16 protein-coding genes are annotated in these 17800 nt (G+C 51.1%); 10 read left to right on the forward strand and 6 right to left on the reverse strand.

Translation table 11 applies throughout. From position 1 onward, the window contains the following. Positions 1-14 precede the first annotated feature (14 nt). Both CX651_RS12530 and CX651_RS12535 read left to right on the forward strand, forming a co-directional pair. Positions 15-260 (forward strand): sulfurtransferase TusA family protein, encoded by a 246-nt coding sequence (locus tag CX651_RS12530; protein WP_101056346.1) that lies wholly within the window; start codon positions 15-17, stop codon positions 258-260. A 61-nt stretch (positions 261-321) separates the two neighbouring features. Beyond that, the gene (locus CX651_RS12535) at positions 322-1416 is read left to right on the forward strand and encodes an AI-2E family transporter (protein ID WP_101056324.1); all 1095 of its coding nucleotides are present in this window, start codon (positions 322-324) and stop codon (positions 1414-1416) included. An 86-nt stretch (positions 1417-1502) separates the two neighbouring features. Here CX651_RS12535 and CX651_RS12540 read toward each other — a convergent pair whose 3' ends face one another. After that, positions 1503-2396 (reverse strand): LysR family transcriptional regulator ArgP, encoded by an 894-nt coding sequence (locus tag CX651_RS12540; protein WP_101056325.1) that lies wholly within the window; start codon positions 2394-2396, stop codon positions 1503-1505. Between the two features lie 156 nt (positions 2397-2552). Between CX651_RS12540 and CX651_RS12545 the strand changes: the two genes are divergently transcribed. Continuing rightward, on the forward strand, positions 2553-3179 hold the full coding sequence (locus CX651_RS12545; protein WP_101056326.1) for a LysE/ArgO family amino acid transporter: 627 nt from the start codon (positions 2553-2555) through the stop codon (positions 3177-3179). 130 nt (positions 3180-3309) lie between these two features. Here the strand turns inward: CX651_RS12545 and bcp are convergent, their stop codons facing one another. Further along, positions 3310-3777, reverse strand: a complete 468-nt coding sequence (gene bcp, locus CX651_RS12550) for a thioredoxin-dependent thiol peroxidase (protein ID WP_101056327.1) — start codon at positions 3775-3777, stop codon at positions 3310-3312. Between the two features lie 40 nt (positions 3778-3817). After that, positions 3818-4366 (reverse strand): glycine cleavage system protein R, encoded by a 549-nt coding sequence (locus tag CX651_RS12555; protein ID WP_101056328.1) that lies wholly within the window; start codon positions 4364-4366, stop codon positions 3818-3820. Between the two features lie 174 nt (positions 4367-4540). On the opposite strand from CX651_RS12555, the gene dapA reads away from it, so the two are divergent. From dapA to CX651_RS12585, 6 genes are all read left to right on the forward strand, one after another. Continuing rightward, positions 4541-5425 (forward strand): 4-hydroxy-tetrahydrodipicolinate synthase, encoded by an 885-nt coding sequence (gene dapA, locus CX651_RS12560; protein WP_101056329.1) that lies wholly within the window; start codon positions 4541-4543, stop codon positions 5423-5425. Between the two features lie 4 nt (positions 5426-5429). Beyond that, the gene (gene bamC, locus CX651_RS12565; protein ID WP_101056330.1) at positions 5430-6530 is read left to right on the forward strand and encodes an outer membrane protein assembly factor BamC; all 1101 of its coding nucleotides are present in this window, start codon (positions 5430-5432) and stop codon (positions 6528-6530) included. Positions 6531-6944: 414 nt separating this feature from the next. Then, positions 6945-8030: an efflux RND transporter periplasmic adaptor subunit gene (locus CX651_RS12570; RefSeq protein WP_101056331.1), complete on the forward strand. Its 1086-nt coding sequence runs from the start codon at positions 6945-6947 to the stop codon at positions 8028-8030. Beyond that, positions 8027-11119, forward strand: a complete 3093-nt coding sequence (locus CX651_RS12575; RefSeq protein ID WP_101056332.1) for an efflux RND transporter permease subunit — start codon at positions 8027-8029, stop codon at positions 11117-11119. The genes CX651_RS12570 and CX651_RS12575 overlap by 4 nt, the downstream gene beginning before the upstream one ends. Before the next feature lie 448 nt (positions 11120-11567). Continuing rightward, positions 11568-11840, forward strand: coding sequence for a hypothetical protein (locus tag CX651_RS12580; RefSeq protein WP_052247918.1), 273 nt, complete (start codon positions 11568-11570; stop codon positions 11838-11840). A gap of 233 nt (positions 11841-12073) precedes the next feature. Continuing rightward, positions 12074-13432, forward strand: a complete 1359-nt coding sequence (locus tag CX651_RS12585; RefSeq protein WP_198552054.1) for a transporter substrate-binding domain-containing diguanylate cyclase — start codon at positions 12074-12076, stop codon at positions 13430-13432. Between the two features lie 71 nt (positions 13433-13503). Here CX651_RS12585 and dgt read toward each other — a convergent pair whose 3' ends face one another. Next, the gene (gene dgt / locus CX651_RS12590) at positions 13504-14961 is read right to left on the reverse strand and encodes a dGTPase (RefSeq protein ID WP_268249215.1); all 1458 of its coding nucleotides are present in this window, start codon (positions 14959-14961) and stop codon (positions 13504-13506) included. 189 nt (positions 14962-15150) lie between these two features. Here dgt and CX651_RS12595 point away from each other — a divergent pair, with 189 nt between their 5' ends. Further along, positions 15151-15612, forward strand: coding sequence for a hypothetical protein (locus tag CX651_RS12595; protein WP_146226000.1), 462 nt, complete (start codon positions 15151-15153; stop codon positions 15610-15612). A gap of 175 nt (positions 15613-15787) precedes the next feature. Here the strand turns inward: CX651_RS12595 and ttcA are convergent, their stop codons facing one another. Both ttcA and uspE read right to left on the reverse strand, forming a co-directional pair. Next, complete coding sequence (gene ttcA / locus CX651_RS12600) at positions 15788-16750, reverse strand: tRNA 2-thiocytidine(32) synthetase TtcA (protein ID WP_101056336.1); 963 nt, start codon at positions 16748-16750, stop codon at positions 15788-15790. Positions 16751-16827: 77 nt separating this feature from the next. Beyond that, positions 16828-17754 carry a universal stress protein UspE gene (gene uspE / locus CX651_RS12605; RefSeq protein ID WP_039032955.1) on the reverse strand — a complete coding sequence of 309 codons (927 nt, stop codon included), beginning with the start codon at positions 17752-17754 and terminating at the stop codon, positions 16828-16830. Positions 17755-17800: the final 46 nt, after the last annotated feature.

Here is a 17800-nt window from a genome sequence, read left to right on the forward strand (position 1 = left end):
TTAGCAAGCTCATCATGGTTTTAATTGATTTAACTCAGAGTCGATGTCCCGAAGCCCTGGTCAAGGCCAAGATGGCGATGAAACGTTTGCTGCCCGGTGAAACTCTGTGTCTCTTGCTTTCAGACCCAGGATCGCGGCAGGATGTTCCCCGTTTCGCCAAAAAACAGGGTTATGATTGTCGGATAGCGTCCGATGAGTCGGCCGTTTTGCGTTTACATGTCTCAGTTACCCAACAGGGTAGAAGCGCAGAATCTAACTAGACAGCTTCTTGACGAAGCGATAATCAAGATGGCGTAGCCATCATCAGCACAGGAATCCCGGATGTTTAGCTATTTGAGTCGTTGGTACCAGGCCCGCTTCAGTGATCCTCAGGCTCTGACACTATTGTTTATTCTGCTTGGCATCGCCTTGACCATTTACTTTGCCGGTGGTTTGTTGATGCCGCTGCTGGTCGCTCTGGTATTGGCCTTTTTGCTGGAATGGCCGGTGGCACAGATGGCGAGGATAGGGGTAAGCCGCACTGCAGCAGCCTCTTTGGTGCTGATCCTCTTTATCGGCTTGATGATCTTGTTGTCATTCGGCTTGATCCCCAGCATCTGGCGCCAAGGGGCTGCACTGCTTAGCGACCTGCCCAATATGCTCGACAAAGGAATAATCCTTTTGCAGGAGCAGGCGCAACAATATCCGCAGTTTATCTCAACAGATCAGCTAGATACCATGGTGTCCGAACTCAAAAAATTGCTCGATACCCAGCATCTCTTGGATATTGCCACTCAGCTCCTTGGCTATTCGGCATCCTTGCTGGTATTGATGGTTTACGCCATCCTGGTGCCTTTGCTGGTGTTCTTCTTCCTCAAGGATAAAGATGAACTGATCCGCGGCAGTAAGCGTTTTTTCCCCAGCAATCGTGAGCTGGCCCGTAAGGTTTGGTTCGAGATGAATCAGCAGATCTTCAATTACATTCGTGGCAAGGTGATTGAAATTGTAATAGTCGGGGTCGTGAGCTACGTGTTCTTCGCCTTGATGGATCTGCGTTATGCAGCGCTGCTTGGGGTGTTGACCGGACTTTCAGTGCTGATCCCATACGTTGGTGCCACCTTGGTGACCTTACCGATTGCCCTGGTTGCCTTCTTCCAGTGGGGTGTCAGCCCCGAGTTCGGTTATTTGATGCTGGGTTACGGCATCATTCAGGCGCTGGATGGCAACCTGCTGGTGCCTTTACTCTTCTCCGATGCGGTGGACTTGCACCCGGTGATCATCATAGCCGCTGTGTTGGTTTTCGGCGGTCTTTGGGGCGTTTGGGGGGTTTTCTTTGCGATCCCGCTGGCCTCTCTGGTCAAGGCTGTACTGAACGCCTGGCCCAATGCCGAAGCTGATACGGCCAAAAACGCAGCCTTAGAGGCGCAAGCCGAATAGGGCGGTAAATTTCAAGTTAACCGACACAGGCGGCCTATGGTCGCCTGTGTTTTAAGCAATGCCTGTTTCTGTTTATAAGCCGGTATTTATTCCGGTAACAGGTGATTTCTGGCACTCGCCGCCAATGCCCTGAATACCAACGTGGTCTGCTTAGCCTTGAGGTTCCAGTGCTGCCAATAGAGTGGTACCCGCATCCGCATCATGGGTGTCAGCTCTATCAGGCGCCCGGATGCCAGCAACGGCCGGGCTTGCAGATGGCCCACCAGTCCATAACCCAACCCCTGCAAAATAGCTTCCAGAAAGCCTTCCGATGACGGCACTGTGTGTTGCCACCATTGTCCCGGCAGCATCTCGAAGTAGCGCTTCAAGTACTTTTCATGCAGCTTGTCGCGGGTGGAGAACACCACTGCCGGTGCCGAGGCCAGTGAATCATTATTCGGCAGGCCGTCGAAAAAGCGTTCGGCAAACTCAGGCGTGGCCACACAGGCATACTCCATTACCCCGAGAAACTCGCTGGAGCAGCCGTTCATCGCTTGTCCCAAAGTGGTCACGCAGCCAACCGCTTCACCGTTTTTCAACAGGTGATGAGTGTAAGACTCGTCATCCACTATCAGCTCCAACAGCCAACCGCGGCGGGCGAACATAGAACTGATAGCCGGCAAAAACCAGGTTGCCAGACTGTCCGCATTCACCGCGATTCTCACCACAGTGGGCATGGCCGGATCGTCGGCATCCATTTCGGCTCTAAGCTCAGTCTCTAACAATTCGACCTGAGCATAGTGGCGTAAAAGCCGCTTGCCTGTTGGTGTCGGCACTACAGGGTTACTTCTGATGAGCAGCGCCTGTCCCACTCTTTCTTCCAGCTGCTTTATCCGTTGTGATACCGCCGATTGGGTCACATGCAACCGTTTGGCTGCCCGCTCAAAGCCGCCTTCGGCTACCACCACCGACAGTGCCTTGAGATGACTGTAGTCCAGCATAACGACTCCTTGGGTTAATTCTTGCTCGGTTATAAGTTTTGCTAATGACCAATAAAAAACATTAGTTATATTAATTTTCTTGCCGGGAGTAAACTGCCGCCATTGAAAACCTTTATTGGTCGCCGATTATTGCGACGACCTGCTGTTGGAGAGATTATGCAAACCGCTTTCATTCAGGGCATGGGGATAGGTGCCAGTTTGATCATTGCCGTGGGAGCTCAGAACGCCTTTGTATTGAAGCAGGGCATCAAACGTGCCTATCCGTTTCCTATCGCCTTGACCTGTTCTTTGATAGACGCCCTGATGATTACTGCAGGGGTCGCCGGGCTTGGTCAGTTGATCTTGGCCGTGCCGGCCATTAAACATCTGGCGAGCTTTGGCGGCGCCGCCTTTTTGTTGTGGTACGGCTTTAATGCGCTGCGTTCCTCGTTCAAGAGTCAGGGGTTGCAGACAGGGGATACCGAAGCGGCGGATTCGTTTCGCAAGGCGATGATCACCACCTTGGCGATCAGCTTTTTGAACCCACATCTGTATCTGGATACCGTAGTTTTACTGGGCAGCATAAGCACAAAGTTTGATACCGAGGTCAGGGGCTGGTTTGGTGCCGGGGCCGTACTGGCTTCCTTTATCTGGTTCTTTAGTTTGAGCTTTGGTGCGCGCCTGTTGGCTCCCGTGTTTAGCCGTCCCGCGGCCTGGCGTTATCTGGACAGGTTTATCTGGTTGACCATGTGGTCAATCGCTCTGGCTATCCTGTGGCCCTATTTTCAGGGAAGGGGTTTCTGAGGGAATTAGCTATTTTGCAGAAAAACCAAAGCCCGCATCGCGGGCTTTTTAGTGTCTCTGGCTTGGGCTATAGAAGCTTAGCTATTGTAATGAATGCCAGCAATAGAAGTTAGCAAACCAGCCGCGGGATTTATCCCTTGAGATAGTCCAGCACCACCTGATGGTGATCTTTGGTCTTGAACTTGTCGAACCTGTGGCTGATGGTGCCATCTTGGTCAATCAGAAAACTCAGGCGGTGAAGACCATCATAAACTTTGCCCATAAACTTTTTCTCGCCCCAGACACCGAAGGCATCGGCTACTGCGTGGTCTTCATCGCTGAGCAGGGTGAAGTTAAGCTCATGCTTATCGATAAACTTACCCAGTCTCGCCACGGGATCAATGCTTATTCCAAGCACGGTCACATTAAGTTCGTCCAGTTCCGCCTTGCTGTCTCTCAGGCCACAGGCTTGCACTGTGCAGCCTGGTGTCATCGCCTTGGGGTAGAAGTACACCAGTACCCGGCCTTTTTTCAGGCAATCTTGCAGTGAAACATTTTCATCGTTTTGGTTTTTAAGGGTGAAGAGTGGCGCTTTATCGCCTGCTTTTAAGGTGTTCATGCGTTCAATCCTTTTGATCTTTATCTGGGACAAGTGGGATTCAATCGGCCTTGGGAACCGCAATTCCTTGCATACGTTTGATGTTGCAGGTCAGGGACATCTCTTCGGCCAAGGCTTGGATGCTGGTTTCCAGCTTATCCAATTCGACTTTTTCCGGGATATTGATGGCCAGGAAAACGTGCTGGGTCTGGTTGCCGTCCGGCAGCTCTTCCGAGTAGGAGCGCACCGCACCGAGATCCAAAGACCTGTCAGCCAGAAACTGGGATATACGCTTCATTGTGCCGCGTTGATCTTGGCCATTGAAAGTTACTTCAATACGCGAGATATAATTTTGCGGCGTGTGCTTGGAAGTGCGCTTCATCACTGTCATCAGCTCAAGCTCGACACTGAGACTGGGAAGGCTGGTTTCTATCTTGGTAATGGATGCCCAGGAGCCGGACAACATCATAATCAGAGTAAACTCGTTGCCGAACAGCGCCATGCGGCTGTCGACTATGTCACAGTCGCAATCACTGGCCAATCTTGCCAGTTTGCTGACCAGGCCGGGACGGTCGGCCCCCATAGCGGTAACGACCAGGTAGTTGGTCATGAATTTTCCTCATATTTCCGGTATCATAGAGCGAAAACTCAGCCCCTTTGAGCTGAGTTTTTTGTGCAGTCAACCATGCTACCACAACTTATTCGATTTGTTAGCCCTGACAGTGCTTGTCATTGGCTGGCTGCACCAGTACCATAGCGAATCCTGAAATCTTGGGGACATAAGATGATAAACGGAAGCATCGTAGCCTTAATTACGCCCATGCAAGGCGATGGCTCAGTGGATTTTGCAAGTCTCGAACGTTTGGTGGAATTTCATATCGAACAGGGGACTGATGCCATAGTTGCAGTTGGTACCACAGGCGAATCAGCCACTCTGCCCATTCACGAACACCTTGAAGTGGTGTCGCAAACCCTTTCTTTTGCCGCAGGTCGTATTCCCGTTATCGGGGGGAATGGCGCTAATGCCACCGCCGAAGCCATAGAACTGACCCGGGGATTGTCGAAACTCGACGTGGCCGCCATGTTGGGGGTTACTCCTTACTATAACAAGCCGACGCCCAAAGGCTTGGTTGCCCATTATAAGGCGGTTGCAGCCAGCACGGATGTTCCCCAAATTCTGTATAACGTTCCCGGTCGTACTTCGGTTGACATGAAGCCGGAAACCGTTGCCCAGCTTTGTGATGTGCCTAATATCATTGGGGTTAAGGAAGCCACAGGCGACCTCTCCCGGGTGAAACAACTGCGTGAGCTTTGCGGTAATGATTTTCTACTGTTCAGTGGCGATGACGCCACAGCGCGTGAATTTTTGACCCTTGGCGGCAATGGGGTGATATCGGTTGCCAATAATATCGTCCCTAAAGCCTTCAAGGCCATGTGTGACGCGGCATTGCAAGGACGAGCCGTAGAGGCAAAAGCCGTTGATGAATCCCTGAGCGGCTTGTACAGCGCACTCTTTTGTGAGGCTAACCCAATACCGGTTAAGTGGGCAGTTCACCGTATGGGACTCATCAGCGAAGGCACAATTCGTTTGCCTCTGACTGAACTTTCTGAAGAGTTTCATGGTCTGTTGCTTAACGCAATGCAAAAAGCCGGGATAGAGGTTGAATAATTTAATGCTAAAGCAAGTTACCCCCTTAGTGATGGTTGTCGCTGTTGCAGCCTGCAGTACGCCGATTGATCGTCGCCAGGCCAACGGCGACTTCGAATACGTAGATGCCGGCACTTCAGCACCTTTGGTGATCCCGGAAGGTTTGGACACTCCAAGATTCAGTAAAGAGTTTGAGATCCCACAGCTTGGTGCCAAGAGCAATCCTGAGTTCGTCGGTGAAAAACTCGATATCCGCCCGCCTCTACAAGTACTGCCTATGGCGGAAGGCACTCATGTGGAAGAGGGCAGTGATAATATTAAAGTCGTGGTTGAGTCCATCGACAACAGCGTTGATCTTAAGCAGGAGATCTTCAGCACAGTTAAGGGTTACCTGCAAAAGCAAGGCTACGGCATAGTCTCTGAAGATTATGATAAAGGTTCTATCGAAACAGATTGGATTGAAACTGAGCAGGTACTCGATTCTTCCTGGTTTGGCAGCGATAAAGTATACCAGCTGCGCCAGCGTTTCCGTTTCGATGTCGAAGTTCGTCCTCATGGCCGTACCGGTAATTTGCTGATCACACTTATCGACCACGAAGAACATTATGACGGCTCAGAGCTGCCGGTATTGCTCAGCGGTGAAGATAAGCGCCGTTATACCATAGACATGCTCAACAGTGCCGTGGCCTATATGAGCCTCAAGCGTGAGCAGATGATCAAGGCCAACCGCATCAAGCAAAGTCTCGGCATTGATATGTCACTGCATCAGGGCGGTGACAGTGAAAGCTACTGGGTGGCCGATGCGCCGTTCAAGCGTACCTGGGATCGTCTACGGCTAGTACTGCCTGAGCTAGGCTTGGAAGTGGTAGACATGGACTCAAGTAAAGGCTTGTTCTACGTTAATCTGAATGACAACTCCGGCTTCTGGAGTTCCCTGTGGGGCGATAACAAGTTGGCGCTCAAAGAAGGCAGTTATCGTTTGTTGCTGAAAGAAGACGCCGCCAACAAAGAGCAGACTGAAATTCGTCTGCACGATGTGGCCGATCAGCCACTCGCCAATGAAACCATTGAAGCCGTTTATCAGAACCTGGCGGATTTGATGCGCGAAGATCGTAAGGTGCGTTAAGCGCTTCTGGTTTATCACTGCGGGTTTGATTGGAAAGGCGCCGAATTCGGCGCCTTTTTTATTCAGTTGCCAAGCAATTGCGCCAGAGCCCTTTGGTAGTATCAACTGGTCCTTCCTGTAGCCACTTAACTTGTAATGTTTTTGTATGATTTTTGTGCTGCACATTCAGTTATACAGAACGCTAGATGAAATAGTTCAGTCACTGCGCAAATGGCCTTATATAGAATACTCTTTGGCTTTTGGGTTATTAGGCAGCTTTTATCTCCGCGAGCTAGTGGTTGATACAGATTCTTTAACCATGTTTCCATCTGTGTCAAATAAATGTAATTTGTAAGTAAAAGTAAAACGTATTGAAGCCGATAAGTCGCAGGGTAAACTGTTTTACCCATAAAATTCTGTACCTTCGGACAATCAATGAAAAAAATAATACTCCTAGTGGTACTACTGGCGGCAGCAGCCATTGGTTATCAACAATGGCATCAGCAGCCAGCCCCGATGGAGAAAAAAGCCCGCCCGGTACCCAATGTTGTGGTGTATAAGGCCGCTATACAGGCTGTGCGGGATGAAGTGGAGGCGCTTGGTACCTCCAAGGCTTATGAATCAGTGACCATCACCCCCAAGGTCAGCGATGTGCTGACCTCGATTCGTTTCGATGATGGTCAGATAGTCAAGCAAGGACAACTGCTTGCCAAACTGCAGGACGCCGAACAGCAAGCCAGGGTGGAATTGGCCAGGATCAAGGTGCGGGAGAATACCCGTGAGTTTGACCGTATCAGCTCGCTGGTAACCAGCAAAACAGTTGCTGAAACCGAACGCGACCGATTGCAAACCCTGATAGAAAGTGCGAAGGCCGAAGTCGAGCAAGCACAGGCGGCACTGCGGGATAGGCAGATTACCGCCCCCTTCAACGGTCGCCTGGGTTTACGCCAGGTCTCGGTCGGTAGCCTGGTGACCCCGGGAGTGGTGATCACCACCTTGGATGATATCTCGGTTATCAAGTTGGACTTCTCGGTTCCCGAGCGGTTTATTCAAGACTTGTTGCCGGGCAAAACCGTGGAAGCCCGGGCGGTTGCCTATCCGGATAAGCTGTTTCGAGGCAAGGTTGTTTCCATCGACAGCCGGGTTAACCCTACCACAAGGGCAGTTGTGGTGCGCGCCGAGATCCCCAACCCGGATGGTCAACTGCTGCCTGGCATGTTGATGAAGGTGAAGCTCATCAAGCAAAACCGTGAGGCTTTGCTGCTGCCCGAGTCAGCGATTATTCCTATCCAAAACCGCCACTATCTTTATCTGGCCAACAGCGAAGGTGTGGTGGAACAGCGACAGGTTACCATTGGGCTGCGTAGCCGTGGCTGGGTAGAAGTTCTCGAAGGCGTCGAGCTGGGTGAACAGGTGATCATTCGCGGGATCCTCAAGGTTCGTCCCGGTGACAAGGTCAAGGTGGAGTTCAAGGAACATTTCAGCTTCCTGACGGCTGAAGAGGCGAAGACCACAGCATGATACTGACAGACATTTCCGTTAAACGGCCGGTTTTCGCCTCGGTCATCAGTCTTTTGTTGATTGCTTTTGGTCTGGTGTCTTTCGGTAAGTTGCCGCTGCGCGAATACCCGGATATTGACCCGCCGATAGTTTCGATAGATACCAGCTACCGTGGTGCCAGTGCCTCTGTGGTGGAAAGCCGGATCACTCAACTGATTGAAGACAGGATCAGCGGCGTTGAAGGCATACGCCATATCAATTCATCCAGTACAGACGGCCGCTCTTCCGTGGTGCTGGAATTTGATATTGACCGGGATATTGAAGCGGCGGCCAACGATGTCCGCGATCGCATTTCAGGTTTGCTTGATAACCTGCCGGAAGAGGCCGATCCGCCTGAAGTGCAAAAGGCCAATGGCGGCGATGAAGTGATCATGTGGCTCAATCTGGTGTCGGATCAGATGACCACTTTACAACTCACTGACTATGCCCGCCGTTATCTTACCGACAGATTTTCCGTCATCGACGGGGTGGCCAATATGCGTGTCGGTGGCGGCAAGGTCTACGCCATGCGGGTCTGGATTGACCGCCAGGCGCTGGCGGCCCGTAACCTGACGGTGGCCGATGTCGAATCGGCGCTGCGATCGGAAAACGTCGAACTGCCGGCCGGCTCCATCGAATCCAAGGAACGTCACTTTACCGTGCGGCTTGAGCGTAGCTTTCGCACCGCCGAAGACTTTGCTAACCTGGCGCTGACTCAAGGGGGCGACGGTTACCTGGTTAAACTCGGAGATGTGGCCCAGGTCGAAATCGGCTCCGAAGAAGAGCGGATCATGTTCCGCGGTAACGGCGAAGCCATGATAGGCCTTGGGGTTTCCAAACAGTCTACCGCCAATACTTTGGAAGTGGCGCGGGCGGTGAATAAACTGGTAGATGAGATCAACCCGACTCTGCCCCAGGGTATGGAGATCAAACGCTCCTACGACAGCTCAGTGTTTATCGAAGCCTCTATCGACGAGGTGTATCAGACGCTGTTTATCGCCATTATTTTGGTGATCATCGTCATTTACCTGTTCCTTGGCAGCGTGCGCGCCATGTTGATCCCGGCACTAACTGTGCCCGTATCCCTACTAGCCACTTTTATCGTGCTCTACGCCTTGGGATACACAATTAACCTCTTGACCCTGCTGGCGATGATTCTGGCTATCGGTATGGTGGTGGATGATGCCATCGTGATGCTGGAAAACATTCACCGCCGCATCGAAGAGGGCGACAGTCCATTGAAAGCCGCTTTCCTCGGCGCCCGTGAGGTGGCCTTTGCGGTTATTGCCACTACGGCGGTGTTGGTGGCGGTATTTATGCCAATCACCTTCCTCGATGGCGATCTCGGTAAGTTGTTTAAAGAGTTTGCCGTCACCATGAGTGCCGCCGTGTTGTTTTCCTCGATAGTGGCGCTGACACTCAGTCCCATGATGTGTTCCAAACTGCTTAAGCCCGCGAGCCAGGATACTTGGCTGATGCGCAAGGTCGATAAGGGAATGAACGCTCTGGCAGGCTTTTACAGCCGCAGCCTTACCGGCGCCATGAAGCACCCCTTGCTGGTTTCCCTGTTGGTGGTGGCGGCTCTTGGAGCCAGTGCCTACATGGTTAAACTGATCCCGCAGGAGTTTGCGCCTCAGGAAGACAGGGGCTCTATGTTTCTGATGGTCAACGGCCCGGAGGGCGCCAGCTATGAATATATCGAAGCCTATATGAACGAGGTGGAACAGCGTTTGATGCCTCTGGTCGACAGCGGCGAAGTCAAACGTTTGTTGATCCGTGCGCCTCGCGGTTGGGGCGGCTCGGCCAACTTCTCCAACGGTATGGCGATCATAGTACTCAATGATTGGGGCCAGCGCCGTCCCGCCAAGGAGATCATCAATGATATCCGTGGCAGGCTCGCCGATCTCGCCGGCGTCAGGGCGTTTCCTGTGATGCGCCAGGCCTTTGGCCGCGGTGTCGGTAAACCTGTACAGTTTGTCATTGGCGGCCCCAGTTATGAGGAACTCGCCAGATGGCGCGACATCATGCTGGAAAAAGCGGCGGAAAACCCCAACCTGGTCGGTTTGGATCATGACTACAAGGAAACTAAGCCTCAGCTCAGAGTAGTCATCGACAAAGACAGGGCGGCTGATCTCGGGGTCTCCATAGCTCATATCGGGCGTACACTGGAATCCATGTTGGGTTCTCGCCTGGTGACCACCTTTATGCGTGATGGTGAAGAGTATGATGTGATTATTGAAGGCAACCGCGACAGCCAAAACACCGCCTCGGATATGCAGAATATCTATGTGCGCTCAGATCGCAGCAAGCAACTGATCCCGCTCTCGAACCTGGTGAGCATTGAGGAGTTTGCCGACGCCAGTCAGCTCCATCGCTACAACCGGATGCGGGCGATAACCCTGGAGGCCAGTTTGGCGGAAGGTTACAGCCTGGGTGAGGCGCTCGATTATCTCAATGATTTGGCCCACACCTATTTACCGGCAGAAGCCTTGATAAGCTACAAAGGCCAGTCACTCGACTATCAGGAGTCCGGCAGCTCCATGTACTTCGTGTTCCTGCTGGCGTTGGGAATAGTGTTCCTGGTATTGGCGGCGCAGTTTGAGAGCTATATCCACCCCATGGTGATCATGTTGACTGTGCCGCTGGCAACAGTGGGCGCTCTGGTGGGCTTACTGCTGACCGGCCAAAGTCTGAATATCTACAGCCAGATAGGCATCATCATGTTGGTAGGGCTGGCGGCCAAAAACGGTATTCTTATCGTCGAGTTTGCCAACCAGCTCAGGGATAAGGGACTTGAGTTCGACGCCGCTATATTGCAAGCGGCCAACCAAAGGCTCAGACCGATACTGATGACAGGTATAACCACGGCCGCCGGCGCCGTGCCTCTGGTGCTCGCCGAGGGGGCAGGCGCCGAGACCCGTTTTGTTATTGGCGTGGTGGTGCTCTCCGGCATCTTGCTGGCTACAGTGTTTACCCTGTTGGTGATCCCTGTGGCTTATTCACTGTTTGCTCGCCGTTCCAGCTCACCGGAAGCAGTGGCCCAACAGTTGGAAAAGGAGCTGACAGAATGACGCTATAGAGCCCAAGTACCAACTTGGGCTCTATAGTCCATGGGTATTAGTCTTTTAGAATGATATCTATCATTAGGGGTCAGCTTGAGCTGAAAATTTGGTTTTAACAAAATATCAGTCTCTTTTTTCACCAAGATCTTTCTGTGCAAATTTGCTACAATGTTTGCTCACCTTGTATTGACCTTTCCTCGGAGACTATATGTCCGAGGGGATTCTGTTTGCCCAGACCCGACTGAAAAGCTACCGCCAACTTGCCGCGGCAGGAGTACTTTTCCCTGCAGCTATCGCCACTAAAAGCGGAAGCGACTTTACAGCCAGGTCTCTCGCATTTGCTTTAAAAGGAATGGAAGCAAAAGGTGAAGCTACTGCCCGAGCTGGACGGGCAAGGTCGGGCCCGTCAGGACCTTGGATACATAGTCAGAAGCGACCTATCGGAGGTAAATGCATTATGACAATAGCTGACGTATTGACAGAGAAACACTCACCACTTTATCACACCGAAGATAAGACGGTTGTCTCCCATACCCAAAGGGATGAAGGCGACTGGATCCAACACACACTGATGTTGGAAAATTGCGATGCACCATTTCGTTTTAAACGCCCCAAAAAATATCGTTCGCTCAAAGGTGCCAGAGTATCGGTCGATTATTATCCCCAAACCACCATAGTAGCCGGATTTGAGATGGAAACCATGAAGGTGGTACGGATCCGCCGTTGCTGAAAGTTGATGCCGGAATGCCTGTTTCAATGTTAGTATTTTGTGTTCCTGGTGGCCGTTTTTGAACTTGGGTGTACAACCTGGGTATGACCCGCCAATGTCGAGCCTTGAAAGGATATTCCGGCCTGATGAAACTTGCTGTTATTGTCTCACTTACTCCTTGGCTTCAGCTGTTGTCGGTTCCTTTGTCTCGACTATGTCAAAGTCAAACAAGGCTTATTTTTCTGCCTCTGTTATTGGTAGTTGGCGAAAGCCTGGCTGCAGAGCAAGCGGATAACGGTCAGAGTGAAGTTCCCATCAGAGAGCTTGTTGTCACCAACTCAGGTTCCTGGAAACCATTTTCTTACCGGAATGATGCCGGTGAACCCAGCGGCATGTTAGTGGATATTTGGCGAGAATATGCCAAAGCCAATCGAGTCAAAATCCGCTTCATATTGACCGATTGGCAACATTCGCTGGATTTGGTTCGCAACGGCCAAGCCGATATTCATGCCGGATTGCTTTGGTCTCAGGAAAGAGAGCATTATCTTGATTATGCCCAGGGACTACTTGGCATTGAGAGCCAACTGTTCTTCAACCAGGCACTGCTTGGTACAGAACCTGATCGTTATCTGGATAGCGGCGGTAAAGTGGGAGTTGTCAGCGGCGGCTATGAAGAGGCTTTCGTTCGTCGAGAGTTTCCAAATACCAGCTTAATTGTCTATGCCAGTAACGAGCAGATGCTCAAAAGTGCAGTAGCGGGGAGTTTGAAGGCCTTTGTTGCTGATCTGCAGGTTGCGAATTTCTACCTGTATACCTCGCAAGAGCCCACACTTTTTGTTCCGGTTCGTCATCTCTACAGTGCTCAAATTCGCTCAGCCGTCAAAGAGGGGAATGTCACTTTACAGGAAGAAATTCGGCAAGGATTAGCGCGCATTCCTGATGCCGAGTACCAAAGGATCCTTAATCGTTGGATGTATGTGGAAACGGTTTATCCTCGCTATCTATTGCATGTTGTTTTGGCTTTGCTTTTTCTGGCAGTCATAAGCTACGTATTTATGCTTCGTCGCACTGTGGCTATCCGCACTGCAGAACTGGAAGCGGTTAACGCAGAGTTGGTTCATTTGGCGGCAACCGATAGTCTGACAGGAATAACCAACCGGCGGGCATTTATGGAGGCATTGGAACAAGCTTGCGACAGCCGCAGTTACGATAGTTTAACCCTATTGTTGTTTGATATTGATGATTTCAAAAGGATCAATGACAGTTATGGCCATCTGGTGGGGGATGAACTCATCTGCCAACTGGTACAGAGGGTGGCAACGCTCTTGCCGGAAGGTGCCGTATTTGCCCGGGTAGGCGGCGAGGAGTTCTGTATCCTGCAGTTGGGAATGGCAGAGAGCGCGACCCAAAAGCTAGCCAGGAGTTTATTGTTGTCCGTGGGCCGAGCCCCATTTCCGACTAAAGTGGGCGAACTGCCACTCAGTATCAGCATAGGAGCCGTATACGCCGGTCCGGGACAGCGTGATCCGCTTTCGGTACTTGCCGATGCCGATCGCTTGATGTATCAGGTTAAGGCGTCCGGGCGTAACGATCTGCTGTTCCGACGTTTCTGATAATAGCTGTTGGCCCCCTGGGGCCTGGTTCTTATGCAACTAAATTTTAATAGCCATTATCAAGATCAGACTCAGTCAAGTACCATAAGCAGCCTGTACTCATCCAGAGCATATTGATCTGTCATCCCGCTGATATAATCCTGCAGCAAACGGCACCTGTGATAAAACTCAGGATACTGATTAGCTTCAATGGCTCTTTTATAGGTGGCCAAGTGTTTACCCGGCAGCTTATGGAATAGCCGGGTTTCGATAAGCGCAGTCTTGGGCAGGCCTTGTACCAGTTTGCTAAACTCATCTTCGCTCAATGCCAGCAGGGAGCGATAGTTGTCCAGTAACCCTGTGATTATCCTGTATCCCTGCAGTTCAAGTTTTTCCACTTCCCGGTGACAAAATACCTGTTTGATAGCGACTTGCTTGAGGGTTTCTGTAATGGCGTGCTCATAGCCGCCATCCTCGAGCAGCGACTCGTTCAGGTTGCCGTGGTACACGGCATCAATATTGTCGATAAAGCGCTTGGCAGCATGGTTGACCAAAGGGTGGATCAGCCGAACCCTGAGGAAAGTAAAGAACTGGCTTTGTTGGTTGATTGCCAGATGGCGGGCGCTGCTGTCTGCCGCTTCAATCGATTTGCTCATGAAGTCCTGGTGCCCGAGAGCGTCTTGCTTGACCGCAATTTGCCGCTGGTATTCGGCTATCAAACTCTGTTTTAGGGTATCCAACTCTATGATGCCTTTTTCCACCGCATCTTCAATGTCAGCAAGGCAGTATGAAATATCATCGGCAGCCTCCATGATATAACTCACTGGGTGACGACAACCGGGCGCCATTTCCATGGCTTGTGTCAGTTCGGCAATAAACATGGATTCACTGGCATAATAACCAACTTTTTTCATCAGATAGCTATGCTCAGGGCTGGCTTTATCTTTCACGAGCGTGCCCGGGCGGGTGTATTTCAAAATACCAGCCAATTGACTGTAGGTGAGGTTGAGCCCTAGCAAGGTGTGGATCAAGCGTATGCCTTGGGCATTACCTTCAAAGTGAGATAAATCTTGAATTAATTCAGGATATTCGGAATCGAAACCCGAAGGGACAAGAGAGGTAAGATTCTGACTGAACCAATGACTGATAGCGGCCTCACCGAAGTGACCAAAGGGGGGATTACCGACGTCATGCATCAGACAACTCATTTCCACCAGGGTTTCCAGTTGCCGCTCCAACTCCTGCAGACCGTATAGCTCAGCATCCGGCCCCAGGTACCTAAATATCCTTTGTGCGATAAAGCGCCCAACTTGTTGTACTTCCAACGAATGTGTCAAGCGGCTTCGTACCGCGGCATTGCGCTCCAGCGGGAATACCTGAGTCTTTTGCTGTAGGCGGCGAATGGCGGCCGAGTTGATGATACGGCCGCGGTCACTCTCCAGTGCCAGCTGCAATTTTTCTGGATTCTCGACCCGAGCGTCCGCTTTGCCAAACGGGCGTTGTGCAGTCATTTTACGGCGAAAATCTATCTCAGAAAATGTGGATGACACCGAGAAAACCTCCAAATAAGTGGTTGGCTGAAAAAGAAAAGATCCGCAATTATTGCATTACGTCAATGTGCCACAGTTTATCCCATGGAGCCAATTTGTGACACTCAATGTAAATTTGCGATGAGTTCGGTAGCGTCGTTGACTATCGCAGAGTACTATCCTGACAAATCCTTTGTCAGAGAAGTGTTGATGCTCAAGTCTTTAAGTGTGATGTTGCTGCTTATTTTAGCGGCGACGCTTGGTTTCCTGGTGTTCCATGGCGATGATACCATGCCGGACAGACTCAAAGGGGAGTGGACAACCGGTTGTCTCAGTGACGAAAAACTGGGTAAGGAGTTTGTCATGCGTTTTGAGGAAAACCGCTACTATAGTGTGGCTAACCTCTATGATAATAACCAATGTACAGGCGTGCCGCTGAGTCAGATAAAGGGCAGTGCTTATGTTGAATCCATTGGAGACAAAATCACGACTTGCGAAGGCCTTGAAGCAGATGAAGCCATGCTGTATTGGGATGAGCTGGGTGATGCCAAAGCTTTTGTCTATTACATCAATGAACAGGGAGAGCTGTTAACCGGACGCCCCAATGAAAACAAGAGTTCTTCGGCTCAGTGGTGTCTCGATCAGGACGCCAAGTTCCACCGTAGTCAATAATCCAGCCAAGTTGCAGGGGATGGGGCAGATTTGTTCCAGCCCCATTGCTGCTGAAATTCGCCATTCGGCGCAAAGCCATTCAGCTGCTGGCGGTATTTCGTATTTTTAATGACCGTCGTAAGATGCAGTAATGGCTCCGAACAAGCAAAGGCGGCTTGTTCGGATAATTGCTTGATCAGGGCTGATAGACACCCACTACTTCTATACGCTGACTCGAGTCTGCATGTTTGGCTGCATTATCGAGATCGATATGGCCGCTGTTGCTGACATCCATAAAGTCAAAGGCAGGCAAATCGGCTTCGGCAACTTCCCCGCTGGCAGGAGCATCCGGATTACGCTCCAGTGCCATAAAGTCAAACACGTTTCTATCAACGCCTTGGGATGGCGCAGTATTTTGCATCGCAGTAAAGATGGTTTCAATGCGGCCGGGGAACTGTTTGTCCCACAGCTTGAGCATATTCTTAACCTCGGCGCGCTTGAGGTTTTCCTGGGAGCCGCAAAGGTTGCAAGGAATGATAGGGAAGGCTTTCAGCTTGGCGTATTCGGCAATGTCTTTTTCGCGGCAATAGGCGAGGGGGCGGATCACCATATTGGCACCGTCATCCGATAACAGCTTGGGTGGCATGGCCTTCATCTTGCCACCATAGAACATGTTGAGGAACAAGGTTTCTATGATGTCATCTCTGTGATGGCCAAGCGCTATCTTGGTGGCACCTATTCGCTGGGCAAACCCATAAAGGGTACCGCGGCGCAGCCTGGAACAAAGCGAGCAGGTGGTCTTGCCTTCGGGGATCTTATCTTTGACTATCGAATAAGTATCTTTTTCTAGAATATGGTAAGCCACACCTAAACTATCCAGATAGGCCGGCAACACTTCTTCCGGGAAGCCGGGCTGTTTCTGATCCAGGTTGACGGCGACAATTTCAAACTGCACAGGCGCCCGCTGCTGCAGGTTCAACAAAATGTCCAGCATGGCATAGCTGTCCTTGCCGCCGGAGAGGCAGCACATCACGCGATCGCCTTCTTCAATCATATTGTAATCGGCAATGGCGCTGCCGACTTCGCGGCGTAAACGCTTTTGCAGTTTGTTGAGACGAGTGATTTGTTTCTTATCCAGCTCTTGCATAACTTCAGACATAAAAAATAAGCGCCCAGTAACACTATGGTTCAGGGCGCGTATTATTCCAGCTAAAGCCGGTCGGGTAAAGGGGCGACTCAGGCCAGAGGCGACTTATAACCGTCGGGTTTTACCGCCAGCAGATCGCAGTTGACCGAATCTATCACGTGTTCTGCTGTGTTGCCGATAAGCGCGGCAGAGAATCCGGTACGACCCACAGTGCCGAGAACGACCAATTCGGCGTCCAATTGTTCTGCCAGCTCAGGGATAACATCCTCTGGCAGACCTTCTTTCACGTGGCAGTGGGCGGTATCGACCCCGTAGCTATTGGCCAAATAATTGACCCGTTGCTCGTGCTGCATGCGAATGGTTTCGTTGTAGGTATGAGCATCAAAGTCCGGCAGTTCAATCGCCAGGTTGACCGGAGTTCCAGGATAACCGTTAACCAGGTGCACCTCGGCATCGAACTTGGCTGCAAGTTCCTGAGCATGCTCAATGATCTTGCCGTTCAGGGATTGATGTTCTTCATCTTCAGAGGCAACGTTGACGGCGCAGAGAATTTTACCTTTTACCGGCCAGTCATGCTGTTTTACCAGCAACACAGGCACGGGAGCCTTACGCAACAAGTGCCAGTCGGTGGGGGTGAAAATAACCGCTTTGAGTTTGTCGTGCTCATGGGTGCCTTTGACTATCAGGTCATATTCTCCCTGAATGGCAAAGTTGATGATGCTCTCAAACGGGCGGTTGTGCCACAGTACTTCACTGTCTATCTCGAGTCCGGCTTGCTGGTGTGGTTTTAGCAGATCGGCAATCCAGGCTTTACGTTGGTTAATCACCCCTTGACGCATGGCCTCACGTTCCTGATTGGAAAGAATTGAGGTCATTTCATAGGAGAAATCAAAGATAGACAGAAACACAGTGATCTTGGCCTTGCTGCGGGTGGCGAGTTCCACCGCTCGGGCAAGAGCAGGCTGCTGTTCTGATGTGGGGTCGACTACGACCAATAGCTTTTGATAGTCCCTCATGGCTTTTTCCTTATTCCGCAGGATATACCTATATCATGCGATATTG

Origin of the sequence: Shewanella chilikensis (genome assembly GCF_002836945.1) — a bacterium.
Taxonomy (GTDB): domain Bacteria; phylum Pseudomonadota; class Gammaproteobacteria; order Enterobacterales; family Shewanellaceae; genus Shewanella; species Shewanella chilikensis.